The following is a 25,041-nucleotide window of genomic DNA, read 5'->3' on the forward strand; positions in this document are numbered from 1 at the left end:
GTTGTCGTCGCCTGCTTGTGAAGAGAAATCAGCATCCTCGCCCCGCGTCCCGAACCTCACCCAGCAACGATCTTGCCATGAAGAGCGCAGAGCGGCGAGGGTCTATGTGATCGTCCGGGATGGGACATATAAGGTCTTCTCTTTTAATTGCGGTCGTCCAGACCGTTTCGACAAAGTATCCAAGTCCACAACCCTTAAATTCTTCTATAATTCTCTCATTCAAGAATTTTTACCTCACAAGTGTCTCATCCATAACCCGCTTTGCCCCCTCCCGCCCTCATTCCAGCTTCTCCGCGATCCACATCTTGATCAGCGCCTGCCGGGTGATGCCCAGATGGGCGGCGCGGGCGTCCAGGCCGTCGACCATCCAGGCGGGGAAATCGACGTTGACGCGGCGGGGTTCGCGATTGGGGCGGACAGCCTTGCCCCAGTCGACATGTTCGGAGATGTCGCCGCCCCCGTCGAAAAGGCGGTCGAACTCAGCGGCCTTGATAGGCATCGATCTCGTCTCCTCTCGCGCGGCGGACCGAGATGATCCGGACCGTCCCGTTTCTCAGCGTGTAAACCGCCGTCCAGTGCCGACCGCCGATGCGACCGACGGCGAGCCAGCGCGGTTCATCCTCGCTCCGCGCCGGTGCCGCGATCAGCGCATCGTCCAGCCACAGCGCCTGGGCGTCGTCGAAGTCGATCCCGTGCTTGGCGAGGTTCGCGGCGCTTTTCGCGGGGTCGTATTCGAAGATCATCGGGCAGTATGGGGTCGAAAAGGTATGGTTTCAATACCTTTTGGCCCCATCAACGGGCGAATTTCTTGTATTTCACCCGCTTCGGCTCGACCGAATCCGGCCCCAGACGCCGGATCTTGTCTTCCTCGTAGGTCTGGAAATTGCCCTCGAACCATTCGACATGGGCCTCGCCCTCGAAGGCCAGGATATGGGTGCAGAGGCGGTCGAGGAAGAAGCGGTCGTGGCTGATGATGACGGCGCAGCCGGCGAAATCCTCAAGTGCGGCCTCGAGGGCCTGAAGCGTCTCGACGTCCAGATCGTTGGTGGGTTCGTCCAGCAGGAGCACGTTGCCGCCGGATTTCAGGAGTTTGGCCATGTGGACGCGGTTGCGCTCGCCGCCCGAGAGCAGCCCCACCTTCTTCTGCTGGTCGCCGCCCTTGAAGTTGAAGGACGAGCAATAGGCGCGGGAGTTCACCTCGGCATCGCCCAGCACGACGATATCCAGCCCGTCCGAGATCTCCTCCCACACGGTCTTGTTGGCATCCAGCGCGTCGCGGGACTGGTCGACATAGGACAGTTTCACGGTGTCGCCGAAGGTGATGGAACCCGCGTCGGGCTGTTCCTGGCCGGTGAGCATGCGGAACAGCGTGGACTTGCCCGCGCCGTTGGGGCCGATCACGCCGACGATGCCGCCGGGGGGCAGCGCGAAGGTCAGGTCCTCGATCAGCAGGCGGTCGCCATAGCCCTTGCGCAGCCCCTCGACCTCGATCACCTTGCCGCCGAGGCGGGGGCCGTTGGGGATGATGATCTGGGCGCGGGAGAGTTTCTCGCGCTCGGACTGGCTGGCGAGATCCTCGTAGGCCTGGATGCGGGCCTTGGACTTGGCCTGGCGGGCCTTCTGGCCTGCGCGGATCCAGTCAAGCTCGCGCTCCAGCGTCTTCTGCTTGGCCTTGTCCTCGCGCGCCTCCTGCGACAGGCGCTTGGCCTTCTGTTCCAGCCAGGCGGAATAATTGCCCTCGTAGGGGATGCCGCGGCCGCGGTCGAGTTCGAGGATCCAGCCGGTGATGTCGTCGAGGAAGTAGCGGTCATGGGTGACGATCAGGATCGTGCCCTTGTACTCGATCAGGTGGTTCTGCAGCCAGGCGACGGTTTCGGCGTCGAGGTGGTTGGTCGGCTCGTCCAAGAGCAGCATGTCGGGGGCTTCGAGCAGCAGCTTGCACAGCGCGACGCGGCGGCGTTCCCCGCCCGAGAGCGTGGTGACGTCGGCCTCGTCGGGCGGGCAGCGCAGGGCCTCCATCGCGATGTCGATCTGGGCGTCGAGATCCCACAGGTTCTCGGCGTCGATCTGGTCCTGAAGGGCGGTCATCTCCTCCATCAGCGCGTCGGAATACTCCTCGGCGACCTGCATGGCGATCTCGTTGAAGCGGTCGAGCTTGGCCTTCTTCTGGGCCACGCCCTCCATCACGTTGCCGCGGACATTCAGCGCGGGGTCGAGCTCGGGCTCCTGCGGCAGGTAGCCGACGCGCGCGCCCTTGGCGGCCCAGGCCTCGCCCGAGAAATCCTTGTCCCAGCCCGCCATGATGCGCAAAAGCGTGGATTTCCCCGCGCCGTTGACGCCGACAACGCCGATCTTGACGCCGGGCAGGAAGTTCAACCGTATGTTCTCAAAACACTTCTTGCCGCCCGGATAGGTCTTGGAGACTCCGTCCATGTGGTAGACATACTGGTAGGAAGCCATCGCGAACCGTCCTTCGGGTTGGGTGTCTGGGTTGCTGGCTGACATAGCCGGTCCGGGGGGCAAGGGCAATGAGGGGGGGCCGTCCGCCGATGGCCGGGTGGTGGGTTGGCACCCACCCTACGGTTGTTGCAAAAAAACGGAAACGGGCGACCGCGAAGGGCCGCCCGCTCTTTCGCATGTCATGTATTTTCAGGCCGCCTTGCGACGGCGCGCGACCAGGCCTGCAACGCCCAGCGCGCCCAGCATGAGGGGCAATGTCGCGGGGACCGGGACGGGATTGACCGGAGTATCCCGAACAGTGATCGCTGCTGCAATCGCCTCCCCCGCTTCAGTGCCAACCTCGGAGGCGATCAGGAACAGGCTCGCGCCAACCGGAACCACCGGGGTGAAGTTGGCCGTGAGCGACCCGCCATCGCCGAGCGAGATCGACCCGGTGCCGAAGAAGATCGCGTCGACGGCGTTGAGGGTGGCGAAGGCCTCGTTGACGGTACCATCCGCGTTCGAGCCGTTGAGCGCGCCCGAGGTGTTCGACGCCGGGGCAGACCCCGCGCGCACCGTCCCGGCGTTGAAGATGAAGGACGACGCATAGATCTGGTCGGCGACGGTGGTGTAGTCGCCATCAAGGTCGATGAAGAGCGCGTCGATGTCGAAGCCGGAATATGCGCCCGCCGACCCGCCGGTGCCGCTGTTGCTGTCGGTGACGGTGATCGATCCGATCTGCGTCAGTTCCGGAAAACCGGTCAGGTCCGCCTTGTAAACAGAAGAAGATTGCGCGTTCGTCGTGTCCACGGTCACCAGCGAAAAGGTCGGGTTCACGGTGGCAGCCAAGGCTGGCATAGCCACCATGGCGATCGCCAACGAACCGAGTGCAGAGAGAACTTTCATTGATACCCCCAAATATTGTGCTGTTGAGAAACTCTAGACCAAATTGAACCACCCACCGCCGCAAGGTATCACGGCCGCGTGAGATTCCAAAGCTTGGAAGGATGCGAGCCCTGCTTGCATCGAATCCGCACGGGTCAGGGATGTTGGCCTGTGCGGTGCGGCTATTCCCGCTGCCCCTCATGTCCGCCTTGCCGCCGCGCGCTGCTTCTGATGGCGCCGTGGCCCCCCTACGCCGCCTTCACACTTCCCCGCGACTGGTCCACCAGGTAATCGGTCGCCACGCCGCCGACCCACATCGCGACCAGCGCGACCCACATGGTGGCGACGAAGATCGAGCCTCCGGTGACGCCTGCGCCGATGGAGCAGCCGCCGGCCAGCATGCCGCCGAAGCCCATCAGGGCGGCGCCGATCATGGCCTTGCGCATGTTCACCTCGCTTTCGAAGCCCTGCAATTGCAGGTCGCGCCCGATCCAGGCCGCGAGGAACGAGCCGAGGAAGACGCCGGGCACCAGCCCGATATCGAAGGACAGAAGCGCGGGGCGTTCGAGGAAGAACATCAGCGTGTTGGCGGAGGGGCCGGTGAAGGTCAGGCTTTGCACCTGCACCGGGTCGAAGCTGATCTGTGCCAGTCCGAAGGTCAGCACCCAGCCCACCGCCACGGCAAAGCCCACCCCCGCCCCGAAGAACAGCGTGCGGAACGAGATGCGGTTGCGTCTGGCCAGCCACAGCGCCAGCACCGCGAAGCCGCACCCGACCATCAGGCCGGTGGCCTGGGGCAGGCGAAACGCCTCGATCAGGTTGATGTTGCGCCCGCCCGGCGTCACCCAGAGCGCGGCGAGCCATTCGCGCAGCGGCGAGAGCCAGCCATGCAGGCTCATCTGCGCGAGCACGGCGAAGATCAGGCCCGACACGATCGAGCGCAGGTTGCCGGTCGCCGCCAGCACCAGCAGCCGCCCCGGACAGCCGCGCGCCAGCACCATGCCCGCGCCCATCATCAGCCCGCCCAGGATCGCGCCCGACCAGGACCCGGTGACCGCCATGATCCGCGCCTCGTCGGCGCGCATCAACCCGATCAGTTCCGCGCCCTGCACCCAGACCAGCGCGGTCGAGAAGCACAGAAGCCAGACCGCCATGCGCGGGCCCAGCGAGCCGCGGGCGAATTCCACCGTCGCCGCGCGCAGGCAGAAGCCCGAGCGCTGCGCCGCGATGCCGAAGATCATGCCCGTCATCAGGCCGAACAGCGCCGCTGTCGGCGCCTCGTCGAATTGCTCCACGACCGCCAGAATGTCCATGACGTGTGTCTCCCGTGCTCCCTCGACCGGGTCTGCCCGGGAACGGGGGGGGATGCCTTGATCTGGATCAGCCGCGTGGCCTGGGGCGGGGGGCGATTCCCCCCTCGCCAAGGCCTGGGCGGGGGGCTATGGCAGGGCGATGATGCCTGCATTCCGACCCTCCCCGATGCCCCTGGCCGAGGCCGCCGCGCTGCCGCTGTGGCGGCGTCCGGTCAGCCTGCTGTTCGTGATGGCCTTCGCGATGCCGGTGGCGTTCGCGACCTGGTCGGCCTTGCTGAACAATTTCGTCATCGAGGCGGCGGGATTCACCGGGGTCGAGATCGGCTGGCTGCATACGGTGCGCGAGATCCCGGGTTTCCTGGCGGTGGGCGTGATCGCGCTGATCCTGTTCATCCGCGAGCAGGTGCTGGGGATCGTGTCGCTGGTGATGCTGGGGGTGGCGACGGCGGTGACGGCCTGGTTCCCCTCGCTGGGCGGGCTGCTGGCGGTGACGCTGATCAGTTCGATCGGGTTTCACTATTTCGAGACGGTCAACCAGTCGCTGCAATTGCAATGGATCGCCAAGGAGCGCGCGCCGCAGGTGCTGGGCTGGCTGGTGGCGGCGGGGTCGGCGGCGTCCCTGCTGGCCTACGGGTTGCTGGTGGTGACGTGGAAGGCGTTCGATCTGTCCTACAATTTCGTCTACCTGACGGCGGGGGGGTTTACCGCCGCCGTGGCGCTGTTCTGCCTGATCGCCTATCCGCAATTCGAGGCGCCGAACCCGCAGGTGAAACGGCTGGTGCTGCGGCGGCGTTACTGGCTTTACTATGCGCTGCAATTCATGTCGGGGGCGCGGCGGCAGATCTTCGTCGTCTTCGCGGCCTTCATGATGGTCGAGAAATTCGGCTTCGAGGTGCATGAGCTGACCGCGCTGTTCCTGATCAATTTCCTGGCCAACATGGCCGCCGCGCCGCTGATGGGGCGGGCGGTTGCGAAATGGGGGGAACGGCGCGCGCTGGCCTTCGAATATGTCGGGCTGACGGGGGTGTTCCTGGCCTATGGCGGCATCTACTGGTTCGGCTGGGGGGTGGTGCTGGCGGCGGCGCTTTATGTGCTGGATCACCTGTTCTTCGCGCTGGCCTTCGCGCTGAAGACCTATTTCCAGAAGATCGCGGATCCGGGCGACATTGCGCCCACGGCGGCGGTGGCCTTTACCATCAACCATATCGCGGCGGTCTTCCTGCCCGCGGCGCTGGGCTATCTGTGGATCACCTCGCCCGATGGCGTGTTCGTGCTGGCGGCTGGCATGGCGGCGGTGTCGCTGGGCCTGGCGCTGCTGATCCCGCGCCATCCCGAGAAGGGGAACGAGACGATCCTGTCGGGGCTGATCGCGACGCCCGCGGAATAGGGCCTATTCGCCGCGGCGGCGCAGCCAGTCCATCACCGCGGGGCGGACCGATTGCGCGCCGGTGGCGCGCGCGGCGTCGATCACCGCGCGGGCCTCGGACAGGTCGCTCTTGCGCAGCAGGTGCTTGACCGGCCCGATCGAGGCAGGCCGCATCGACAGCGCGCGAAAGCCGATCGCGGCGAAGCACAGCGCCTCGACCGGGCGGCCGGCATCCTCGCCGCAGAAGGACAGCGGCGTGCCGGTTTCCTCGCAGCGCCGGACGATCAGTTCCAGGAAGGTCAGGAAGCTGACATTCAGCGTGTCATAGCGGCGCCGGACGCGTTCGTTCTCGCGGTCGGCGGCGAAGAAGAACTGTTTCAGGTCATTGCCGCCGATCGAGATGAAATCGGCCTCCTCGAAGAACTGGCGCGGGGCGAAGGCCATCGAGGGGGTTTCCAGCATCGCGCCGATCTCGACCTTCTCGGGCAGGACGCGGCCCAGCCGTTCCTCGCGGTCAAGCTCGTGCAGCAGGTGGTCGCGCGCGGCGCGGAACTCGTCGAGCTGGGCGATGAAGGGGAACATCACCGTCAGCGGCCGCCCGTTCGCGGCCCGGATCAGTGCCTGCAACTGCATCCGCATCATGCCGGGACGGTCCAGCCCCACCCGGATCGCCCGCCAGCCCAGCGCCGGGTTGGGCTCCTCCTGCGGCTTCATGTAGGACAGCACCTTGTCCGAGCCGATATCGAGCGTGCGGAAGGCCACGCGCTTGCCCCTGGCGGCGTCCATCACGCGGGCGTACAGCGCGGCCAGTTCGCTGCGGCGCGGCACCTTGGAGCGGACGAGGAACTGCAATTCGGTGCGAAACAGCCCGACCCCCTCGGCGCCGGAACTGTCCAGCGAGGGCAGCTCGGCCATCAGCCCCGCATTCATGGTCAGCGCGATGCGCTGGCCGCAAAGCGAGACCGCGGGTTCGCGGCGGATCGCGGCATAGCGTTTCTGCGCCTTGGCCTGCATCGCCATCTTGTCGCGGAAGGCGGCGGCGACGGTTTCCTCGGGGCGCAGATGGACGACGCCCTGTTCGCCGTCCAGCAGGATCGGATCGCCGTTCAGCGCCTCGGTGGTGATGCGGGCGGCATTGATGACCAGCGGGATCGCGAAGGCGCGCGCCACGATGGCGGCATGGCTGCCGACCGAGCCCTCTTCGAGCACGATCCCCTTGAGCGCGCGGCCATATTCCAGCAACTCGCCCGGCCCGATATTGCGCGCGATCAGGATCGGATCGGCCGGGCGCTCGGCGCCGGTGCGCTCGCCCTGGCCGGTCAGGATGCGCAGCAGGCGGTTGGACAGGTCGTCCAGATCGTGCAGCCTTTCGCGCAGATAGGCGTCGGGCACGGTCTGCATGCGCGCGCGGGCGGCGGATTGTTCCTTTTCCACCGCCGCCTCGGCCGACAGGCCGCGGGCGATGTCCTCTTCCATCCGGCGTTTCCAGCCGCGGGAATTGGCGAACATCCGGTAGGCTTCGAGCACCTGCAACTGGTCCTTGTCGCCCAGGGGCGCGGAACTCAGCATCTCGTCCACGGTCACGCGCAGCCGGTCCACCGCCTCGCGCAGGCGGGTCAGTTCCTTCTCGGGGTCGTCGGCGATGGGGTTGGTGACGACGACGCGCGGCTCGTGCAGCCAGACATGGCCGACCGCCACGCCCTCCTGCCCGACGGTGCCCTGGAACATGACCGGGCGCTGGTGCAGCGCGGCCAGCGCCTCGCCCTCGCCGATGAAGGCGCCCAGCTCGGTCATCTCGGCCAGCACCATGGCCACGACTTCGAGGGCATAGACCTCGTCCTCGGAATATTGCCGTCCCTCGCGGGACTGCACCACCAGCACGCCCAGCCGTTCGCCCAGCCGCTGGATCGGCACACCGAGGAAGGAGGACAGCACCTCCTCGCCGGTTTCGGGCATGTAGCGGAAGCCGCGTTCCTGGGGCGCGTTGCCGGTATTGATGGGCTGCGCGGTCTTGGCGACACGGCCCACCAGCCCCTCGCCCACGCGCAGGCGGGTCTGGTGCACGGCCTCGGATTTCAGCCCCTCGGTGGCGCACAGCTCCAGCGTGTCGGCATCGCGGAACAGGTAGATCGAGCAGACATCGGTGCCCATCTGCTCGGCGATGATCGTGGTGATGCGGTCAAGCCGTTCCTGCCCCGCGCCGGGTTCGGCCAGGGCACCGCGCAGGCGGCCGAGCAGCCTGCGACTTGCGCTGTCGGTCTGTCCGGGCATCGGCCCCCGCGTCAGGCTGCTTTGTCCAGTCCGAACGCATCATGGAGGGCTTGCACGGCAAGTTCCATATATTTCCGGTCGATCAGAACGGAAATCTTGATCTCGGAGGTTGCAATGACCTTGATGTTGACCCCCTCGGCGGCGAGCGACTCGAACATCCGCGCGGCAACGCCGGCATGGCTGCGCATGCCGATCCCCACGACCGAGACCTTGGCCACGTCGGTATCGGCGACCAGCCCGTGGAAATTGATCTCGCCGGAGGCGCGGGCCTTTTCCATCGCGTCCTCGGCGCGGGGCACCTGGTTGACCGGGCAGGAAAAGGTCATGTCGGTGCGCCCCTCTTCCGAGATGTTCTGCACGATCATGTCCACGTTGACGCCCGCGCGGGCCAGCGGGCCGAAGATCGCCGCCGCGATGCCGGGGCGGTCGGCGACCGAGATCAGCGTCATCTTGGCCTCGTCGCGGGAATAGGCGACGCCGGAAACCACGTTCTGTTCCACAATATCCTCCTCGTCGCAGACGAGCGTGCCGGAGTTCTCGTCGGTCTCGTCGAAGCTCGACAGGACCCTCAGTTTCACCTTGTAGCGCATCGCCAGTTCGACCGAGCGCGTCTGAAGCACCTTGGCGCCAAGGCTGGCCAGTTCCAGCATCTCCTCGAAGGCGATGCGGTCAAGCTTGCGCGCCTTGCCCTCGATCCTTGGATCGGTGGTATAGACCCCGTCGACATCGGTATAGATGTCGCAGCGCACCGCGTCGAAGGCGGCGGCAAAGGCCACGGCGGTGGTGTCGGACCCGCCCCGGCCCAGCGTGGTGATCCGGCCCTCGGGGCTGATGCCCTGAAAGCCCGCGACCACGGCCACGCGCATGCCTTCGGCGAATTTCTGGTCGATATTGGCGCGCGGGATGTCCTCGATCCGGGCGGCGGAATGGGCGGAGGTCGTTTTCAGCGGCACCTGCCAGCCCTGCCAACTGCGCGCGGGCACGTCCATTTCCTGAAGCGTCAGCGCCATCAGCCCGGCGGTCACGTTCTCGCCGGAACTGACCACGGCATCATATTCGCGCGCATCGAACAGCGGCGAGGTCTGTTCGACCCAGCCGACCAGTTCATTGGTCTTGCCCGACATCGCCGAGACCACGACGATCACATCGAACCCGCGCTCGACCTCGCGACGGACCTTTTCGGCAGCGTTCCGGATGCGGGCCAGATCGCCCACCGAGGTGCCCCCGAATTTCATCACCAAAAGCGGCATCTGGCGCCCTGTGCCCCGCAATTATCCGCGCGCTTCATAAGGGTGCGGCCGGCAAAGGGCAAGCAGGCTTGCAAGGGGGGGGCGCTCGGGCGGACGCGCCGTCCGGGTCGTTCGGCCCGCGTGGTCCATCGTCTTGCGCAGGCCGACAGACAGCGCCCCCGCATGACGGGGGCGCCGCGTCAATTGGCCTTGCGGCCCGGCACGAAGGGCAGGGGCGCGATGGGCACGCCCTCCTCGATCAGCTTCTTCGCCTCGTCCAGCCGCGCCTCGCCCCGGATCGCGCGCCGGGGCGTCAGGCCCTCATGCATGTCGCGCGCCTCCTTCACGAAGCGCAGCCCCACATCCTCGGAGTCCGTCTCGATCCGGCGGCGCAGTTCGGCCAGCGCCTGTTCGGCGGGGCTGGCCGGTTGCGACAGCGGGCGCGCGGGCGGGGCGCGGTCCGGGGCGACGGCGGGCGCCATCAGCCCCTTGGCGACATCGCTGCCGCCGCAGATCGCGCAGGCGACCAGTCCTGCGGCATGCAGCTTGTCGAAGGCATCGGCCGACTGGAACCAGCTTTCGAAGCGGTGTCCCTCGGCGCAGTCGAGCGAATAGCGGATCATCCGTCGATCATCCTTGCGGATCCTTGCCAAGAGATAACCGTTGGGCCGGGGAATGCAATCGGGGCAGGCTTGACCGGGCGGCGCGGCGCGATACCTCCCCGCCATGCCTTTTCGCAGCCATGGATCTGTCCGATGCGCCCGCTTGCCCTGCTTTTCTCGCTTGGTCTGACCGCCGCCGCCGCCCCCTCTGCCGAGGCGGCGCAGGGGTTTTCCTTTGCCTCGATCGACGGCGGCGAAATCGCGCTGGACGCCTATCGCGGGCAGCCGGTGCTGGTGGTCAACACCGCCTCGCAATGCGGGTTCACGCCGCAATATGACGGGTTGCAGCGGCTGCATGAACGCTATGGCCCGCGCGGGCTGGTGGTGCTGGCGGTGCCGTCGGACGATTTCAACCAGGAACTGGCCTCCGAGGCGAAGGTCAAGGAATTCTGCGATGTCAATTTCGGCCTGACCCTGCCGATGACCGAGATCACCCATGTCAGGGGCAGCAACGCGCATCCGTTCTACCGCTGGCTGGCGGCCGAGCACGGCTTTGCCCCGCGCTGGAATTTCAACAAGGTGCTGATCGGCCCGGCGGGCGAGGTGGTGGCGACCTGGGGTTCGATGACCAAGCCCACCTCGGGCGCGGTGACGCGCCAGATCGAGGCGCTGCTGGCCCGATAGGGCGCGGCCGGGCTTGACCTTTTCGAACATGCGGCCTGCCGGTTGCGCCGGAAACCGGCCCTTTGCGTGCCTCAGGCTTGCATGATCGCGACATTCCCGCGATCCTTGGCGCATCCGCCGCACCGGGGCGGAGGGAAGTCCAGTGATCCGCGCCTTCGCCGCCATCGACCTGCCCGACGAGATCCGCGCCGCGCTGGTGCGGGTGCAGGAAAGCCTGCCGGTGAAGCGCCCGGTCCCGCCGGAGAACCTGCACCTGACGCTGGTCTTCCTGGGCGAGCTGCCCGGGCCGGTGCTGGACGAGGTGCATCTGGCCCTTTCGGCCCTGCATGCGCCGGGCTTCGATCTGACGCTGGCGGGGCTGGGGCTGTTCGGCGGGACGCGGCCGCGGGCCGCCTATGCGGGGGTGGCCGACTGCGCGGGGCTGCGGCATCTGCAGGCCAAGGTCGAACAGGCCGCGCGCGGGGCGGGGGTGCGGCTTGCGCATCGCCGCTTTGTCCCGCATGTCACGCTGGCCCGGCTGAATCCGGCCGCACCGGGGCGTGACCGGCTGGAACGCGCGGTCGCCGCAGGCTGGGATTTCCGCGCCGGACCTTTCGCGGTGACCGGATTCGGGCTTTACCGCTCGGATCTCGGGCAGGGGGCCGCCTGCCATGCCGAGCTGGCCCATTACCCCCTTCCCGCACCGCATCCCGATCCCTATGTTCCCTGAAACAGGCGAGGAGGAGGGGGAGACCATGGTCTGGAGCATCACGCCGGGGGAGGGGCTGGGACCCCTGCGGCTGGGCATGTCGCGCGCTGAGGTCGAGGCGCTGCCGCTGATGGGGCGGCCGCAGCATGTCTATCGCGGCGCGGGCGGGCGGCAGATGGAATATCGCGGCCTGGGTCTGCCGATCTGCGAATACCGCGAGGATGCGCTGGTGCGCATCGTCTCCAGCCGCCATGTCGAGGGCGTCCTGTTCGAGGGCGAGGATTTCTTCGCCGCCGACCCGTCCGAGATCGTCCGCCGCCTGGAGGAACGACTGGGCAATGTGGCGCTCTGCCAGGAACAATTGTGTTTTCCCGCGGCGGGACTGACGCTTGGCGGGTTCTACGAACCCCATGACCGGCGCTTTTTCCAGCCCGAGATCGAGTATCACGACGAGCGCAGCGTGACGCTCTACCGCCCCGGCTCCTGTCCCGGCACCTGCGAGAATTCGGACGCGATGAGTTTCCTGTAGGCCGCTAGACCCGCGGCACGCCGCCCGACAGGACCGTTCCGAACCACTCGCTGTCGATATTGCCGCCGCAGAGGATCACGCCCACGCGCCTGCCCGCCATGATGTCGCGTTCGGCCATCAGCGCGGCCAGCGCCGCCGCGCCCGCGCCTTCGGCCAGGTTATGCGTGGCGCGGAAATAGAGGCGGATCGCCTCGGCCACCTCGGCATCCGAGACCGAGACGATTCGTTCCGCGCCGCGGGCAAAGATGTCGAACGCCTCGGGCACCGGCACGCGCACGGCGATGCCGTCGGCAAAGGTGCGGGCGGTCTCGGTCTCGACATAATCGCCCGCCGCCATCGAGCGCAGCACGCAATCGGCATTTTCCGACACGACGCCGACGATCCGCGTGTCCAGCCCCAGCGCATCGCGCGCTGCGATCGTGCCGCAGATGCCCGAGCCGCAGCCGATCGGCACATAGACCGTGTGCAGGTCAGGGACGGCGGTGAACAGTTCCAGCCCGTAGGTCGCGACCCCGCGCACCAGTTCGCGGTGAAAGGGCGGCACGAAGGCCAGCCCCTCGGCCTCGGCCACGCGCTGGGCCTCTTGCCGCGCGGCGTCGAAATCGGCGCCATGCACGATCAGATCGGCCCCGAAGGCGCGCATCGCTGCGTTCTTTTCCACCGAATTGCCCTCGGGGACATAGATCTTCGCCACCATCCCGGCGGCCCGCGCCGCCAGCGCCTGGCCCTGCCCGTGATTGCCGCGCGTCGCGGTGACGATGCCGGGACAGTCGGGCTGCGTGCGCTTCAGCCAGTCGATGAAGCTATGCGCGCCGCGGATCTTGAAGGCGCCGGTGGGGCTGTGGTTCTCGTGCTTGACCCAGGTCTCGGCGCCGGTGGCCTCGGCCAGCAGGGGCCAGGCATATTGCGGGGTGGGCGGCATGCGGCTGTGCACGAAGGCTGCGGCCGCCTGCAATTCGTCGAGGGTGAACATCGGCTCAGCCATGGTCGGGGTCTCCGTTCGGGGTGTCGATCAGCCGGATCAGCGCGTCCAGCAGCGGGTCCAGCCCCGCGCCATCGGCACTCAGGCGCGCGGCGATGTCGCTTGCGCGGGCCGCCATCGCCGCCTGGGCCGGGCCATCCAGCCCGGCCAGCGCGCGGGCCAGCTCGTCCGGTCCGGTGACCCTGCGCGCCCCGCCTGCGGCGTCCAGCGCGGCATAGACGCGCGCGAAATTCGCGATATGCGGCCCATGCAGGATGGCGGTTCCCTGGGCGGCGGGCTCCCACGGGGTATGGCCGCCGCGGTCGACCAGCGAGCCGCCGATGAACCCGATCCCCGCCAGCGCATACCACAGCCCCATCTCGCCCATCGTGTCGGCCAGGTAGACCGGCATGTCCGGCCCCGGCGCTTCGCCCCTGGACCGGGTGGCGAAGGGCAGGCCGGTCCGCGCGATCTCGGCCGCGATCTCGGGGCTGCGGCGGGGATGGCGGGGGGCGAGGATCAGGCGCAGCCCGGGCCGGGTGGCGCGGGCCGCGGCGAAGGCCGCCAGCACCGCGCGTTCCTCGCCCTCATGGGTCGAGGCAGCCAGCAGCGTGTCGCCGCGCGGGAAAAGCGGCGCAAGGCGGGCCAGCGCATCGGGGTCGGGCGGGGCAGGGGCCGCGCCGCCCGATTTCAGGTCCACCACCGGCCCCAGCCGCGCGGGATCGAGGCCCAGCGCCACGAAACGCGCGCCCGATCCCGCATCCTGCGCCGAGAGATAGCCCACCCGCGCCAGCATCGCGCCGACCAGCCCCGGCAGCCGCCCCCAGCGCGCGGCGCTGCGCGCCGACATCCGCGCGCCCACCACCAGCACCGGCCGCCCGCGCGCCGCCATTGCCGCCAGCCGGTTCGGCCACAGCTCGCTTTCGATCAGCACCAGCGCGGCGGGCTGCCAGCGCGACAGGAACCGGCCCAGCGCCCAGCGGTAATCCAGCGGCGCCAGCCGCACCGCGACACGGTCCAGCCCCCAGCCCCGCACCAGCGCGCGCCCGGTCGCGCTGTTGCAGGTGACCACCAGCCGCGCCCCGGGCCGCCTGTCCAGCAGCCGGTCCACCAGCCCCCGCGCCGAGGCGAGTTCGCCGTTCGAGGCGCCATGCAGCCAGATCACCGGCCCCGCGTCCGGCCCTGCGCCGGGACCGCCGCCCAGACGTTCGGCGGCCAGGCGCCCGTCACGGATCAGGCGCAGCGCGAAGACCGGCGCGGCAAGGCTCAGCAGGAGGCGATAGGACAGCACGGCCGCTCCGGGTTGCGGGAGGGTTCAGGGTTGCGCAAGCGCGCGGCCGCCGCAACCCTCAGCGCCGCGCGCCCGCGAACTGCGCCTGCCAGCCCTCGCGCTCCTCGTCGGCGATCTTGCGGAACAGGATGTCGGGCGTGGCGAAGGCATGGCCCGGCGCCAGCCGGTTCAGCGCGGCGGGCAGGTCGTCGGGCCAGTCGTCCCCGCTGTCCAGCGCCTTCAGCAGGGCCGCGCTGGCATCGGGGATGAAGGGCGCGGACAGCACCGCGTAAAGCCGGATCAGGTTCAGCGAAAAGCGGATCTGCATGGCGGCCGTCTCGGGCTCGGTCTTGATCGCGGTCCAGGGCGCGGCGGCTTGCAGATATTCGTTGCCCGCCACCCAGATCGCGCGCAGCTCGCCCGCGGCCTTGCGGATCTCGATCGCCTCCATATGCGCCTGATAGGCGCGCAGGCGGATATAGAGCTCATCGGTCAGTTCGGTCTCGCGGTCGCCGGGGCTGCCGCCCTCGGGCACCACCTCGCCGAATTTCGCACGGCAGAACTTGGTCACGCGGCTGACGAAATTGCCCAGCACATCGGCCAGATCCTTGTTCACGCTGGCCTGGAAATTCTCCCAGGTGAATTCACTATCCGAACTTTCGGGGGCATGGGACAAAAGCCACCAGCGCCAGTAATCCGAGGGCAGGATCGCCAGCGCCTGGTCCATGAACACGCCGCGGCCCTGGCTGGTCGAGAACTGCCCGCCATCGTAGTTCAGGTAGTTGAACGACTTGATGTAATCCACCAGCTTCCACGGATCGCGCGAGCCCATGATCGTGGCCGGGAAGGACAGGGTGTGGAAGGGCACGTTGTCCTTGCCCATGAATTGCACATATCGAACATCCGCCGCACCCTCGTCGGTCCGCCACCAGCGCCGCCAGTCGGCCTCCGGCCGCCCCTGCGCCTCGGCCCATTCCGCGGCGGCGGCGATATATTCGATGGGCGCGTCGAACCAGACATAGAAGACCTTGCCCTCCATCCCCGGCCAGTCCTCTTCGCCGCGCTTGACCGGGATGCCCCAGTCCAGATCGCGGGTGATGCCCCGGTCCTGCAACCCGTCGCCATCGTTCAGCCATTTCCGGGCGATGGATGTGGTCAGGATCGGCCAGTCGGTTTTCGAGTCGATCCAGGCCGCCAGGTCGTCCTTCATCAGCGACTGGCGCAGATACAGGTGCTTGGTCTCGCGCACCTCCAGGTCGGTCGAGCCGGAAATCGCGCTGCGCGGCTCGATCAGGTCGGTCGGATCCAGTTGCTTGGTGCAGTTCTCGCACTGGTCGCCGCGGGCCTTGTCATAGCCGCAATTCGGGCAGGTGCCCTCGATATAGCGGTCGGGCAGGAACCGCTTGTCGGCGTTGGAATAGACCTGTTTCTCGGCGACTTCCTCGATATAGCCGTTCTCGGCCAGGCGGCCCGCGAAATACTGCGTCAGCCGGTGGTTCTGGGGCGAGGAGGACCGCCCGAAATGGTCGAAGGACAACCGGAAGCCGCGCGCCAGTTCCGCCTGGACCCCGTGCATCCGCGCGCAATACTCGGCCACCGGCTCGCCGGTTTTGGCGGCGGCCAGTTCGGCGGGCGTGCCATGCTCGTCGGTGGCGCAGAGGAACATCACCTCATGTCCGCGGGCGCGCATGTAGCGGGCGTAAAGGTCGGCGGGCAACTGGCTGCCGACGAGATTGCCCAGATGCTTGATCCCGTTGATATAGGGGATCGCCGAGGTGATCAGGATGCGTGCCATTCGGGGGCTGCCTTCTTGCCGAGCGTCGGCGCCCCGTTTAGCCCAAGCCCCGCGCCTTGGCCAGCGCCCGTGGGGTCCGCCCCTAGCCCATCGCGGCGCGCGACAGCGCCAGTTGCCCGCCCGTCTCGCGCAATTGCCAGGCGGCGGGGGGCGCGTTGCGGGCGCGGCGGCGTTCCAGGCGCCATTCGCTGCGGCCGGGGGCATGGCGCGGCGCCATGTGCCAGCGCGTCTCGACGCCCGCCGCCCCGCCCGGCCCCGGCGTCAGGATCAGCCCCAGCGGCAGGCCATGCCCGGTCGCCGCCCCCGCCTCGGCCGCCAGGTGCAGCCGGCGCACCGGGGTCAGCGGCGGCGGTTCGGGCAGCTCGGCCACCACCAGCGGCACCACGCCCGCGCGCAGCGCCTCTTCCATCGACCACAGCAGATCCTCGGCCCGTTTCGGCGTCACCAGGATCAGCCGTCCCGGCGCGATCCGTTCGGCCAGCGTGTCGGGATACAGCCGCCCCGGCGCCCAGGCGGGCTGGATCCAGATCACCGGCCCGCTGGCCGCGCCCGCCAGCACCAGCGCCAGCATGTGCCGCGCCGGGCCGCACAGCTCATGCGCCCGCGCCAGCGGCAGCGCGATCTCGCCCAGCGCGGTCAGCGCCGGGGGCGCGCGATGGGGCGTGCGGGTCAGGGGCGGGTGCAGACTCATGCGCGGAAGATAGCGCGTTCGCTTTATGTTCTCAAGCTTTCGCGCCATCAACACCCCATCACGCAAGGATTTTGTCAACCCTTGCGTGCGAGAGGGGTTGCACCGGGGGCGCGCGCCGATCACTCTGCGCCCGAACCAAAGGACAGGGGAGCGCCATGAGGAAAGTCGCACTGGGCCGGACCGGTCTGCGGGTGTCCTGCCTGTGCCTGGGCAGCATGACCTGGGGCAGCCAGAACACCCAGGAAGAGGGCCATGCCCAGATCGACCTGGCGCTCGACCGGGGCGTGAACTTCATCGACACCGCGGAAATGTATCCCGTGGCCCCGGTGCGCGAGGAAACCGTCGGCCGGACCGAGCGGATCATCGGCAACTGGCTGCAGACCTCCGGCCGCCGCCATGACGTGATCCTGGCCACCAAGATCACCGGCGAGGGCCAGCGCGCGGTGCGCGAGGGCGCGCCGATCTCGCCCGCAACCATCCGCGAGGCGGTCGAAGGCTCGCTCCGGCGGCTGCGCACCGACCATATCGACCTCTACCAGTTCCACTGGCCCAATCGCGGCTCCTATCATTTCCGCAAGTCCTGGACCTATGACCCCTCGGGGCAGGACCGCGACGCGACGCTGGCCGACATGCAGAACTGCCTGGAAACGCTGGCCGACCTGGTGCAGGAGGGCAAGATCCGCCATTTCGGCCTGTCGAACGAAACCGCCTGGGGCATCTGCCAGTGGCTGGGGCTGGCCGACCGCCACGGCCTGCCGAGGGCGCAGACGATCCAGAACGAATATTCGCTGCTCTGCCGCCTTTACGACACCGATCTCGCCGAACTGGGCGTGAACGAGGAGCTGACGCTGCTGGCCTATACGCCGCTGGCCGCGGGGCTTCTGACCGGGAAATACGCGGGCGATGTCACCCCCGAGGGCACGCGCCGCGCGCGCCAGTCCGACCTGAACGGCCGCATCACCCCCCGGGTCTGGGAGGCGGTCTCGGCCTATCTGGGCATCGCCAAGGCGCATGGGCTGGACCCGGTCCAGATGGCCATCGCCTTCGTCGCCCAGCGGCCCTTTCCGGTGATCCCGATCCTGGGCGCGACCTCGACCGCGCAGCTGGACACCGCGCTGGGCGCGGCCGATCTGACCCTGTCGGACGCGGTGCTGGCCGATATCGCCGCGGCCCACAAGGTCCACCCGATGCCGTTCTGATCCCGCGCCGCAGCGGGCGGCCAAGCGTTGCATCTCCGGCACGCTTGGCCCCTTGCGCGTCCGCCTCCCGCGTCCGGGGCTTGCCACGCCCTGCGACGGCGCCATCATCAGGCTTGCGGACAGGGGGGAAGATCATGCCGCGTCAGACGAACCGCATGGGGGGCGCCGCCGCCACCGGACCCCGATGCCCGGACCGCCGCGCATGAGCCATGTCGCGGCCATTCTCGGTGCGGGCGTGATCGGCGCGGGCTGGGCGGCGCGCTTTGCGCTGATGGGCTGGCAGGTGCGGGTCTTCGACCCCGATCCGGCCGCCGCCGACCGGGTCAGGTCCGCGCTGGACAATGCCCGCCGCGCCTTGCCCGGGCTGCATGACAGCCCGCTGCCGCCCGAGGGCGCGGTGATCCTGGCCGACCGGATCTCGCGGGCGGTGCAGGGCGCGGACTGGATCCAGGAAAGCGTGCCCGAGCGGCTGGAACTCAAGCGCACGCTCTATCAGAAGGTGCAGGAGAATTGCGCCTGTGACGTGATCCTCGCCTCGTCCTCGGCCGGGTTCACGCCGTCCGCCCTGCAGGGGCCGGGGGCGCGGCGCTGCCCGGTGCTGGTCGCCCGGCCCGCCGATCCGGTCTATCTGCTGCCGCTGGTCGAACTGGCCGCCGCCCCCGACGCGCCGCCCGGAACGCTGGACCGCGCCCGCGATCTGCTGGCCGGGATCGGCATGGCGCCGCTGCTGCTGCGGGCCGGGACCGAGGGCCAGATCGCGGACCGGCTGACCGGGGCGCTGTGGCGCGAGGCGCTGTGGCTGGTGCAGGACGGCATCGCCACCACCGCCGAGATCGACCGCGCGATCCGCCTTGGCCCGGGCCTGTCCTGGGCGCAGGCCGGGCCGTTCGGGGCGCGGCTTCTGGCGGGCGGCGAAGAGGGGCTGGCCCCCGCGCTGGCCCGGCTGGGGGCCGAGACGCGGCTGGCCGACCTGCCCGAGGCGAGCGAGACGCTGGCCCGGACCCTGGCCGAGCAATCCGATGCGGCCACGGGCGGGGTGCCTGTGGCCGAGCTGCTGCGCGCGCGCGATACCGATCTGGTGGCGCTGCTGCGCGCGCTGCGCGGCACCGGCGCAGGCGCGGGGGCGCATCTGGCCGCGTTCGACGCGGCCCGCCAGCCGCCGCCCGGCGCGATCGACGGCCCGCTGCTGACCCAGGACCGCGCGGTGCCGCTGGACTGGACCGATTACAACGGCCACATGAACGAGGCGCGCTATCTGCATGCCTTCGGCGATGCCACCGACCGGTTCATGGAGGTCATCGGCTGCGATGCCGATTACATCGCCGCGGGGGCCAGCTTCTTCACCGCCGAGACGCATATCCGCCACCTCGCCGAATTGCACGCGGGCGCGCGGTTCCGGGTCGAGACGACGCTGCTGGAGGCCGGGGGGGCGAAGATCCACCTGTTTCACCGGATGCTGGCGGGCGAGACCCTGGCTGCGACCGGCGAGCATCTGCTGCTGCATGTCAGCCTGGCCACCCGCCGCAGCACGCCCCCCGGCCCCGGGATCGCCCGCCGCCTGGCCGGGATCGCCGAGGCCCATGCCGCGCTGCCGCGTCCCGATGGCGCGGGCCGCGCCGTGGGCCAGAAGCCGGGCTAGGCGGCTGGCGGGGCAGGGGGGCGCTGCCCCCCGTCCTTGCGGACTCCCCCCGGGATATTTCCGGCCAGAAGAAGAAGGAGGGGGGCGGGCCGGGGCCTCAGGTCGTGGCCACGATGGCGTCGGGCCGGATCCCGGACCGGGCGATATAGGGGGCGACGTCATGGCCCGCGAAAAGCCCGTGATCGGCCACCAGCACCGTGCCGAGCCCCGCCGCGCGCCCGCCCAGGATGTCGGTATGCAGCGTGTCGCCCACCATCGCATGCCGCCCCGGCCCCAGCCGTTCCCGCGCGGCGGCGAAGGCCTCGGCATGGGGCTTGCCGAAGAAATGCGGCCCGAGCCCGGTGCGGTCGGTCAGGTCATGCCCCCACCAGCCCGGTTCGATCGTGAGCCGCCCCTCGCGCGGGGCGACGAGGTCGGGATTGGCGACCACCACCGGGCGGGGATGGGCGTCGAGGGCCGCGGCCAGCCGGTCCTGCCAGGCCTCGGTCCAGCGCGCGGAGGACAGGAACAGGATCGCCCCGGCCCGGTGGAACAGCCCCGGATCGGCCATCGCGTCGGCGACCTGGGCCGGGATGTCCGCGAAATCGTCGCCCTCGGCCGCGATCGCGGCCCAGAGCGCGCCCGGCGCGATCGCGTGCAGATGCGCGGCGGCGATGTCGCGGCTCGAGATCACCTCGTCTTGCGTGAAGTCGAAGCCGAGGCGGCGAAGCCGGGCCACGGCCGCGGCGCGCGGATAGCTGGCGGCATTGGTCAGCACGCAGAGCCGCTTGCCCATCGCGCGCAGCCGCGCCATGCGCGCGACCGCGCCCGGGATCGGGGTCTCGCCCACATTCAGCACCCCGAACGCATCCAGCACGAAGCCGTCATATTCCCCGGCCACATCCTCCAGCGTGTCCGCAACCACCGGCGCCGCGCCGAACATGGCCGGGGGCAGCCGCTTGCGCAGGGTCTCGTAGCGGGCGAAGACCGTCTCCAGGTCGGGGCCGGGGGCAGGGCGGGCGCGCATCGGGGGGCTTTTCGGGGCAGGGGCGCGGGCAGACTAGCCCCTTCGCCCCGCCAAGGTCGAGCGCGATCTGCCCGCCCGGGTCAGCTCGTCAGCCCCTGCATCACCGAGAGGAACCGCGCGACCTCGGCTTCGGTATTGTAATGGCTGAAGGAGAGCCGCACGCAATCGGCCATGCCCAGCGGGACCAGCACATTGCCCGAATAGTGATCCGCCTTGCGCGTATGCACCCGGATGCCGTTCTTCCGCAGATGCTCCACCAGCGCGGGCGAGTCCCGGCCCACCGCCCGGAAGGACACCACCCCCTCGCGCCCGTCGATCCGGTCGCCGCCGATCAGCGTGATCCCCGCCATCGCGCCCAGGCCGGGCAGGGTGCCGGTGCCGCCGATCACCGCCCGGGCCAGCCGCGCGTCCTGCGCCGCGATGGCGCGGCCTGCCGCCTCCAGCCGGGCGCGGCGGTCCGGGCTGTCGCAGACCTGCCCGCCCAGCCAGTCCAGATAGGAAACCACGTCGGAAAAGGTCGCATAGGCGCCCGCATCCCGCGTGCCCAGTTCCCAGTTGTCCGCAGGCCCGCCCGCCAGGTTGTCCTTGCCGCAGGCGCCCAGCCGGTCCGAGGCCCAGGCCACACCATAGCCATGGCGGGCGAACATCTTGTAGGGCGAGATCGCATAGCCATCGACGCCCAGCCCGGCCACGTCCACCGCGCCATGGCTGGCATGCTGGATGCCGTCCACCACGATCAGCGCCGCGGGCGCGACCTCGCGGATCGCGGCGGCGATGGCGGCCACATCGGCGGCCATGCCGGTGACGGGCGAGGTGTGCAGGATCGTCGCGACCCGGATATCGGGCGTCAGATGCGCGCGATAGGCCTCGACCCCGACCGTCCCCGTCGCATCGTCATGCGGCACCTTGATCACCGCGCGCCCGGTGATCCCGGCCCAGCGCGCCCGCGCACTGGCGGTTGCGGGATGTTCCAGCGTCGAGCCGATCATCGCGCCGCCCGCCTCGGTGCCCAGCGCGGCGGCGCGCACCAGCCGGAACAGCAGTTCCGTCCCGCTTTCCCCGACGAAGACCCGGCCGCTGCGCGCGTTGAAGAACAGCCGCATATCGGCCTTGCCGGTCTCGACGATCTGCTGCAGCCGCGTGCCGGCCGCGTTCGCCCGCCCGGGATTGTCGGGGATCGCGGCGTGGAACGCGCTTGTCTCGACCACCGATTTCAGATGCAGCGCGCCGCCCGCATTCTCGAAGAAGATGCGCCTGCCCTCGAAGGGGCAGGTCTCGACATGGGCGAAGCGGCTGCGGATCTCGTCCATCAGGCCGGGGGTGTCGGCGATCATCTCGGACTCCGGTTCGGTGACGGGGGCGGGGCGCCCCTCGCCCGCGCCCGGATATGCCAGCGCGCGCGGTTTGCCCAGCCCCGATGCGGCGCGCGGCTCAGGGCTGGTCGGCCGCCCGGCAGATCTCGTGGCGCAGCAACTCGTCCAGCATGTGCGAGATGTCCTCGATCTCTTCGGCGATCACATGGGTCACGCCCGCCTCTCGCTGCACCCGCCCGGCGACCCGCAACAGCCGCCCCGCGATCACCGCGCGGCGGAAGCGTTCGAACACCCTGGCCCACACGACCACGTTGGCCACGCCGGTCTCGTCCTCCAGCGTGACGAAGATCACCCCCCTGGCGGTGCCCGGCCGCTGGCGCACCAGCACCAGCCCCGCCACGCAGACCCGCGCGCCCGCGGGCGGCAGGTCCAGCATCGCATGCGGCAGGCAGGCGGGCGGTTTCGGCCAGTCGGGGGGGCGCGGATCGGGCATGAGAACAAGTGTAGAACAAATTTCGCGTCACGCAACCGCCGCGCCGCGCCCGGCCCCGCCGAAACCCGCCGGAAGTCCGATGAAAGTCCGATGGAAGTCCGATGGAAATCCGACAGTCGGACACCGCCCCGCGGGGCGGTTTCGTCTTTCGCTGGAAAATCCCTCCCGCCTCGCGTATCTGGGCCTCGATCCGGACAACAGGAGGCACGCCCGGCATGGCGAAGATCACCTATATCGAGTTCAACGGCACCCAACATGTGGTCGAGGTCGCCAATGGCCTGACCGTGATGGAAGGCGCGCGCGACAACGCCATCCCCGGCATCGACGCCGATTGCGGCGGCGCCTGCGCCTGCTCGACCTGCCATGCCTATATCCATCCCGACTGGGTCGCCCGGCTGCCCCCGATCGAGGAGATGGAGGCCGACATGCTTGATTTCGCGTATGAAACCGACCCGAAACGCTCGCGCCTGACCTGCCAGATCAAGGTCACCGACGCGCTTGACGGGCTGATCGTGCAGATGCCCGAAAAGCAGATCTGATGGGCTGGGCGGCCCTTCTTGCGGCCGCCCTTCTCGCCGCGCCCGCCGCGGCCCAGGTCGTTTCGGCCCGCTATGACCAGCCCACGACGCGCTACGATCACGGCGTCCTGGGCGATGCGGTGGAATGGGGCGCGCTGGAACTGCGCCTGGCCGACGGCACGATCCGCCGCCTGGTCCTGCCCGGGACCCGCGTCTTCGAGGATACCGCCCCGCGCCTGGCCGACCTCGACGGCGACGGCGCCCCCGAGGTGATCGTCGTGGAAAGCGACCTCGCCCTCGGCGCAAGGCTGTCGATCTACGGCGAAAACGGGCTGATCGCCGCCACCCCCTTCATCGGCACGCGCCACCGCTGGCTCGCCCCCGTCGGCGCGGCCGATCTGGACGGCGACGGGCGGATCGAGATCGCCCTGATCGACCGCCCCCACCTTGCCCGCATCCTGCGCATCTGGCGCTTCGAGGCGGGCCGCCTGACCGAAATCGCCTCGATCCCGGGCCTGACCAATCACCGCATCGGCGCGCGCACCATCTCGGGCGGCATCCGCGACTGCGGCACGGGCCCCGAACTGGCGCTCTCCGCCCCCGACTGGTCGCGGATCGTCCTCGCCCGCCTCACGGCCGACCGGATCGAGACCCGGCCCACGGGCCTGCCCGCCACGCCGACGGGCTTTCGCAGGGCGCTGGGCTGCCGGGACTGACAGGGGGCCAAGGACCCGGGCCCGTGCTTCTTCTGGCCGGAAATATCCTCGGGGGGTGAATTGGCCGTCAGGCCAAGAGGGGGGCAGACGGCCCCCCTGACCCCGCTGACCTCAAAGCGCCCGCCAGCCGATATCGCGGCGGAAAAACCCGCCGGGCCAGTCGATCCGGTCGACCATGCCATAGGCCCGGTCGCGCGCCTGTTCCAGGCTCGCCCCGCGCGCGGTGACGTTCAGCACCCGCCCGCCCGCGGCCACCACCTGCCCCCCGGCCTCGGCGGTCCCGGCATGGAACACCATATGCGCACTGTCCTCGGGCAGCCCGTCCAGCCCGCCGATGACCGAGCCCTTCTCGTAGGCCCCCGGATAGCCCCGGGCCGCCATCACCACCGTCATCGCGTGATCGTCCGCCCAGTTCACCCGCGCCTCGGCCAGCCGCCCCTCGGCGCAGGCCAGCAGCAGGTCCAGCACCTGGCCCCCCAGCCGCATCATCAGCACCTGGCATTCCGGATCGCCGAAGCGGACATTGTATTCCACCAGCCGCGGCGCGCCGTCCCTGATCATCAGCCCGGCATAGAGCACGCCCCGGTAGGGCGTGCCGCGCCGCGCCATCTCGGCCATGGTGGGGCGCACGATCTCGTCCAGCGCGCGGGCGCAGACGGCATCTGTCATCACCGGGGCGGGGGAATAGGCGCCCATGCCGCCCGTGTTGGGGCCGGTATCGCCCTCGCCCACGCGCTTGTGGTCCTGCGCGGTGCCGATCGGCAGCACCGTCTCGCCGTCGCAGAGCACGAAGAACGAGGCCTCCTCGCCCTCCATGAATTCCTCGATCACCACCTCGGCGCCCGCGCCGCCGAAACTGCCGCCGAACATCTCGTCGATGGCGGCCTCGGCCTCGGCCAGGGTTTCGGCCACGATCACGCCCTTGCCCGCGGCCAGCCCGTCGGCCTTGACCACGATGGGGGCGCCCTGCGCGCGGACATAGGCCCTGGCCGCCTCGGCATCGGTGAAATGACCATAGGCGGCGGTGGGTGCGCCGCTGGCGTCGCAGATGGCCTTGGTGAACGCCTTCGAGCTTTCCAGCGCCGCGGCGGCCTGCGAGGGGCCGAAGCACAGGATGCCCGCCGCCGCCAGCCGGTCGGCCACGCCCGCGGCCAGCGGCGCCTCGGGGCCGATCACGACGAAATCGACGGCGTTTTCCTCGGCGAAGACCGCGACCGCGCCGCTATCCTCGATGTCCAGCGCGGCACATTCCGCGATCCGGGCGATCCCGGCATTGCCCGGCGCCACGATCAGCCGGTCGCATTTGGGGTTCTGCTGGATCGCCCAGGCCAGCGCATGTTCGCGCCCGCCGCCGCCGAGGATCAGGATATTCATGGGGCTCTCCGCTTGGCCTTCGACCCGGGGCGTTCTAGGCTCGCCGCGCGGCAGAGGCAA

General features: G+C 69.4%; 24 protein-coding genes. 8 read left to right on the top strand and 16 right to left on the bottom strand.

What is annotated here, in order from left to right; all coding sequences use genetic code 11:
• Window positions 1-277 precede the first annotated feature (277 nt).
• The 5 genes from brnA to NHN26_RS13315 all read right to left on the bottom strand — a co-directional run bounded on the left by brnA (window position 278) and on the right by NHN26_RS13315 (window position 4,637).
• The gene (brnA, locus tag NHN26_RS13295) at window positions 278-499 is read right to left on the bottom strand and encodes a type II toxin-antitoxin system BrnA family antitoxin (protein ID WP_253089892.1); all 222 of its coding nucleotides are present in this window, start codon (window positions 497-499) and stop codon (window positions 278-280) included.
• Window positions 480-743: a BrnT family toxin gene (locus tag NHN26_RS13300; protein ID WP_153747449.1), complete on the bottom strand. Its 264-nt coding sequence runs from the start codon at window positions 741-743 to the stop codon at window positions 480-482. The genes brnA and NHN26_RS13300 overlap by 20 nt, the downstream gene beginning before the upstream one ends.
• Before the next feature lie 49 nt (window positions 744-792).
• Window positions 793-2,460: an energy-dependent translational throttle protein EttA gene (gene ettA / locus NHN26_RS13305; protein ID WP_253089893.1), complete on the bottom strand. Its 1,668-nt coding sequence runs from the start codon at window positions 2,458-2,460 to the stop codon at window positions 793-795.
• Between the two features lie 189 nt (window positions 2,461-2,649).
• Entirely contained in the window at window positions 2,650-3,345 is a 696-nt protein-coding gene (locus tag NHN26_RS13310; RefSeq protein ID WP_253089894.1) for a VPLPA-CTERM sorting domain-containing protein, read from the bottom strand.
• A 227-nt stretch (window positions 3,346-3,572) separates the two neighbouring features.
• Window positions 3,573-4,637, bottom strand: coding sequence for a YeeE/YedE family protein (locus tag NHN26_RS13315; protein ID WP_253089895.1), 1,065 nt, complete (start codon window positions 4,635-4,637; stop codon window positions 3,573-3,575).
• 166 nt (window positions 4,638-4,803) lie between these two features.
• On the opposite strand from NHN26_RS13315, the gene NHN26_RS13320 reads away from it, so the two are divergent.
• Window positions 4,804-6,024 carry an MFS transporter gene (locus tag NHN26_RS13320; RefSeq protein ID WP_253089896.1) on the top strand — a complete coding sequence of 407 codons (1,221 nt, stop codon included), beginning with the start codon at window positions 4,804-4,806 and terminating at the stop codon, window positions 6,022-6,024.
• 3 nt (window positions 6,025-6,027) lie between these two features.
• On the opposite strand, the gene ptsP is transcribed toward NHN26_RS13320, so the two are convergent.
• From ptsP to NHN26_RS13335, 3 genes are all read right to left on the bottom strand, one after another.
• Window positions 6,028-8,274: a phosphoenolpyruvate--protein phosphotransferase gene (gene ptsP, locus NHN26_RS13325; protein ID WP_253089897.1), complete on the bottom strand. Its 2,247-nt coding sequence runs from the start codon at window positions 8,272-8,274 to the stop codon at window positions 6,028-6,030.
• 11 nt (window positions 8,275-8,285) lie between these two features.
• Window positions 8,286-9,524 (bottom strand): aspartate kinase, encoded by a 1,239-nt coding sequence (locus NHN26_RS13330; protein WP_253089898.1) that lies wholly within the window; start codon window positions 9,522-9,524, stop codon window positions 8,286-8,288.
• A gap of 179 nt (window positions 9,525-9,703) precedes the next feature.
• Window positions 9,704-10,126: a DUF1178 family protein gene (locus tag NHN26_RS13335; RefSeq protein ID WP_253089899.1), complete on the bottom strand. Its 423-nt coding sequence runs from the start codon at window positions 10,124-10,126 to the stop codon at window positions 9,704-9,706.
• A 132-nt stretch (window positions 10,127-10,258) separates the two neighbouring features.
• On the opposite strand from NHN26_RS13335, the gene NHN26_RS13340 reads away from it, so the two are divergent.
• From NHN26_RS13340 to NHN26_RS13350, 3 genes are all read left to right on the top strand, one after another.
• The gene (locus tag NHN26_RS13340; RefSeq protein ID WP_253089900.1) at window positions 10,259-10,789 is read left to right on the top strand and encodes a glutathione peroxidase; all 531 of its coding nucleotides are present in this window, start codon (window positions 10,259-10,261) and stop codon (window positions 10,787-10,789) included.
• A gap of 142 nt (window positions 10,790-10,931) precedes the next feature.
• Complete coding sequence (gene thpR, locus NHN26_RS13345; RefSeq protein ID WP_253089901.1) at window positions 10,932-11,498, top strand: RNA 2',3'-cyclic phosphodiesterase; 567 nt, start codon at window positions 10,932-10,934, stop codon at window positions 11,496-11,498.
• Window positions 11,499-11,523: 25 nt separating this feature from the next.
• Window positions 11,524-12,006, top strand: a complete 483-nt coding sequence (locus tag NHN26_RS13350; RefSeq protein WP_253089902.1) for a hypothetical protein — start codon at window positions 11,524-11,526, stop codon at window positions 12,004-12,006.
• Between the two features lie 4 nt (window positions 12,007-12,010).
• On the opposite strand, the gene NHN26_RS13355 is transcribed toward NHN26_RS13350, so the two are convergent.
• From NHN26_RS13355 to NHN26_RS13370, 4 genes are all read right to left on the bottom strand, one after another.
• Window positions 12,011-12,991 (bottom strand): threonine dehydratase, encoded by a 981-nt coding sequence (locus NHN26_RS13355; RefSeq protein ID WP_253089903.1) that lies wholly within the window; start codon window positions 12,989-12,991, stop codon window positions 12,011-12,013.
• Window positions 12,984-14,258 carry a 3-deoxy-D-manno-octulosonic acid transferase gene (locus tag NHN26_RS13360; RefSeq protein ID WP_253089904.1) on the bottom strand — a complete coding sequence of 425 codons (1,275 nt, stop codon included), beginning with the start codon at window positions 14,256-14,258 and terminating at the stop codon, window positions 12,984-12,986. The genes NHN26_RS13355 and NHN26_RS13360 overlap by 8 nt, the downstream gene beginning before the upstream one ends.
• A 58-nt stretch (window positions 14,259-14,316) precedes the next feature.
• A complete protein-coding gene (gene metG / locus NHN26_RS13365; RefSeq protein WP_253089905.1) occupies window positions 14,317-16,032 on the bottom strand; it encodes a methionine--tRNA ligase in 1,716 nt (571 codons plus the stop codon).
• Window positions 16,033-16,114: 82 nt separating this feature from the next.
• A complete protein-coding gene (locus NHN26_RS13370) occupies window positions 16,115-16,723 on the bottom strand; it encodes an ImuA family protein (protein WP_253089906.1) in 609 nt (202 codons plus the stop codon).
• Between the two features lie 155 nt (window positions 16,724-16,878).
• On the opposite strand from NHN26_RS13370, the gene NHN26_RS13375 reads away from it, so the two are divergent.
• Together NHN26_RS13375 and NHN26_RS13380 are read left to right on the top strand one after the other, a co-directional pair.
• Window positions 16,879-17,922 (top strand): aldo/keto reductase, encoded by a 1,044-nt coding sequence (locus tag NHN26_RS13375; protein ID WP_253089907.1) that lies wholly within the window; start codon window positions 16,879-16,881, stop codon window positions 17,920-17,922.
• Between the two features lie 202 nt (window positions 17,923-18,124).
• On the top strand, window positions 18,125-19,561 hold the full coding sequence (locus tag NHN26_RS13380; RefSeq protein WP_253089908.1) for a thioesterase family protein: 1,437 nt from the start codon (window positions 18,125-18,127) through the stop codon (window positions 19,559-19,561).
• 97 nt (window positions 19,562-19,658) lie between these two features.
• On the opposite strand, the gene NHN26_RS13385 is transcribed toward NHN26_RS13380, so the two are convergent.
• The 3 genes from NHN26_RS13385 to NHN26_RS13395 all read right to left on the bottom strand — a co-directional run bounded on the left by NHN26_RS13385 (window position 19,659) and on the right by NHN26_RS13395 (window position 22,373).
• Window positions 19,659-20,567 carry an HAD-IIA family hydrolase gene (locus NHN26_RS13385; RefSeq protein ID WP_253089909.1) on the bottom strand — a complete coding sequence of 303 codons (909 nt, stop codon included), beginning with the start codon at window positions 20,565-20,567 and terminating at the stop codon, window positions 19,659-19,661.
• Between the two features lie 80 nt (window positions 20,568-20,647).
• Window positions 20,648-21,901, bottom strand: a complete 1,254-nt coding sequence (locus NHN26_RS13390; protein ID WP_253089910.1) for an aminotransferase class V-fold PLP-dependent enzyme — start codon at window positions 21,899-21,901, stop codon at window positions 20,648-20,650.
• A 97-nt stretch (window positions 21,902-21,998) separates the two neighbouring features.
• Complete coding sequence (locus tag NHN26_RS13395) at window positions 21,999-22,373, bottom strand: OB-fold nucleic acid binding domain-containing protein (protein WP_253089911.1); 375 nt, start codon at window positions 22,371-22,373, stop codon at window positions 21,999-22,001.
• 215 nt (window positions 22,374-22,588) lie between these two features.
• Between NHN26_RS13395 and NHN26_RS13400 the strand changes: the two genes are divergently transcribed.
• Both NHN26_RS13400 and NHN26_RS13405 read left to right on the top strand, forming a co-directional pair.
• The gene (locus NHN26_RS13400; protein WP_253089912.1) at window positions 22,589-22,912 is read left to right on the top strand and encodes a 2Fe-2S iron-sulfur cluster-binding protein; all 324 of its coding nucleotides are present in this window, start codon (window positions 22,589-22,591) and stop codon (window positions 22,910-22,912) included.
• On the top strand, window positions 22,912-23,607 hold the full coding sequence (locus tag NHN26_RS13405; RefSeq protein ID WP_253089913.1) for an FG-GAP repeat domain-containing protein: 696 nt from the start codon (window positions 22,912-22,914) through the stop codon (window positions 23,605-23,607). The genes NHN26_RS13400 and NHN26_RS13405 overlap by 1 nt, the downstream gene beginning before the upstream one ends.
• 111 nt (window positions 23,608-23,718) lie before the next feature.
• On the opposite strand, the gene purD is transcribed toward NHN26_RS13405, so the two are convergent.
• Window positions 23,719-24,981, bottom strand: a complete 1,263-nt coding sequence (gene purD / locus NHN26_RS13410; RefSeq protein ID WP_253089914.1) for a phosphoribosylamine--glycine ligase — start codon at window positions 24,979-24,981, stop codon at window positions 23,719-23,721.
• Window positions 24,982-25,041 lie beyond the last annotated feature (60 nt).

Source organism: Rhodovulum tesquicola, from assembly GCF_024128855.1.
Lineage (GTDB): Bacteria > Pseudomonadota > Alphaproteobacteria > Rhodobacterales > Rhodobacteraceae > Rhodovulum > Rhodovulum tesquicola.

Bases quoted from the DNA above. Each gene is read 5' to 3' on its own strand.
- brnA (WP_253089892.1), bottom strand. From the start codon at position 499: ATGCCTATCAAGGCCGCTGAGTTCGACCGCCTTTTCGACGGGGGCGGC.
- NHN26_RS13300 (WP_153747449.1), bottom strand. From the start codon at position 743: ATGATCTTCGAATACGACCCCGCGAAAAGCGCCGCGAACCTCGCCAAG.
- ettA (WP_253089893.1), bottom strand. From the start codon at position 2,460: ATGGCTTCCTACCAGTATGTCTACCACATGGACGGAGTCTCCAAGACC.
- NHN26_RS13310 (WP_253089894.1), bottom strand. From the start codon at position 3,345: ATGAAAGTTCTCTCTGCACTCGGTTCGTTGGCGATCGCCATGGTGGCT.
- NHN26_RS13315 (WP_253089895.1), bottom strand. From the start codon at position 4,637: ATGGACATTCTGGCGGTCGTGGAGCAATTCGACGAGGCGCCGACAGCG.
- NHN26_RS13320 (WP_253089896.1), top strand. From the start codon at position 4,804: ATGCCCCTGGCCGAGGCCGCCGCGCTGCCGCTGTGGCGGCGTCCGGTC.
- ptsP (WP_253089897.1), bottom strand. From the start codon at position 8,274: ATGCCCGGACAGACCGACAGCGCAAGTCGCAGGCTGCTCGGCCGCCTG.
- NHN26_RS13330 (WP_253089898.1), bottom strand. From the start codon at position 9,524: ATGCCGCTTTTGGTGATGAAATTCGGGGGCACCTCGGTGGGCGATCTG.
- NHN26_RS13335 (WP_253089899.1), bottom strand. From the start codon at position 10,126: ATGATCCGCTATTCGCTCGACTGCGCCGAGGGACACCGCTTCGAAAGC.
- NHN26_RS13340 (WP_253089900.1), top strand. From the start codon at position 10,259: ATGCGCCCGCTTGCCCTGCTTTTCTCGCTTGGTCTGACCGCCGCCGCC.
- NHN26_RS13350 (WP_253089902.1), top strand. From the start codon at position 11,524: ATGGTCTGGAGCATCACGCCGGGGGAGGGGCTGGGACCCCTGCGGCTG.
- NHN26_RS13355 (WP_253089903.1), bottom strand. From the start codon at position 12,991: ATGGCTGAGCCGATGTTCACCCTCGACGAATTGCAGGCGGCCGCAGCC.
- metG (WP_253089905.1), bottom strand. From the start codon at position 16,032: ATGGCACGCATCCTGATCACCTCGGCGATCCCCTATATCAACGGGATC.
- NHN26_RS13370 (WP_253089906.1), bottom strand. From the start codon at position 16,723: ATGAGTCTGCACCCGCCCCTGACCCGCACGCCCCATCGCGCGCCCCCG.
- NHN26_RS13375 (WP_253089907.1), top strand. From the start codon at position 16,879: ATGAGGAAAGTCGCACTGGGCCGGACCGGTCTGCGGGTGTCCTGCCTG.
- NHN26_RS13380 (WP_253089908.1), top strand. From the start codon at position 18,125: ATGAGCCATGTCGCGGCCATTCTCGGTGCGGGCGTGATCGGCGCGGGC.
- NHN26_RS13385 (WP_253089909.1), bottom strand. From the start codon at position 20,567: ATGCGCGCCCGCCCTGCCCCCGGCCCCGACCTGGAGACGGTCTTCGCC.
- NHN26_RS13390 (WP_253089910.1), bottom strand. From the start codon at position 21,901: ATGATCGCCGACACCCCCGGCCTGATGGACGAGATCCGCAGCCGCTTC.
- NHN26_RS13395 (WP_253089911.1), bottom strand. From the start codon at position 22,373: ATGCCCGATCCGCGCCCCCCCGACTGGCCGAAACCGCCCGCCTGCCTG.
- NHN26_RS13400 (WP_253089912.1), top strand. From the start codon at position 22,589: ATGGCGAAGATCACCTATATCGAGTTCAACGGCACCCAACATGTGGTC.
- NHN26_RS13405 (WP_253089913.1), top strand. From the start codon at position 22,912: ATGGGCTGGGCGGCCCTTCTTGCGGCCGCCCTTCTCGCCGCGCCCGCC.
- purD (WP_253089914.1), bottom strand. From the start codon at position 24,981: ATGAATATCCTGATCCTCGGCGGCGGCGGGCGCGAACATGCGCTGGCC.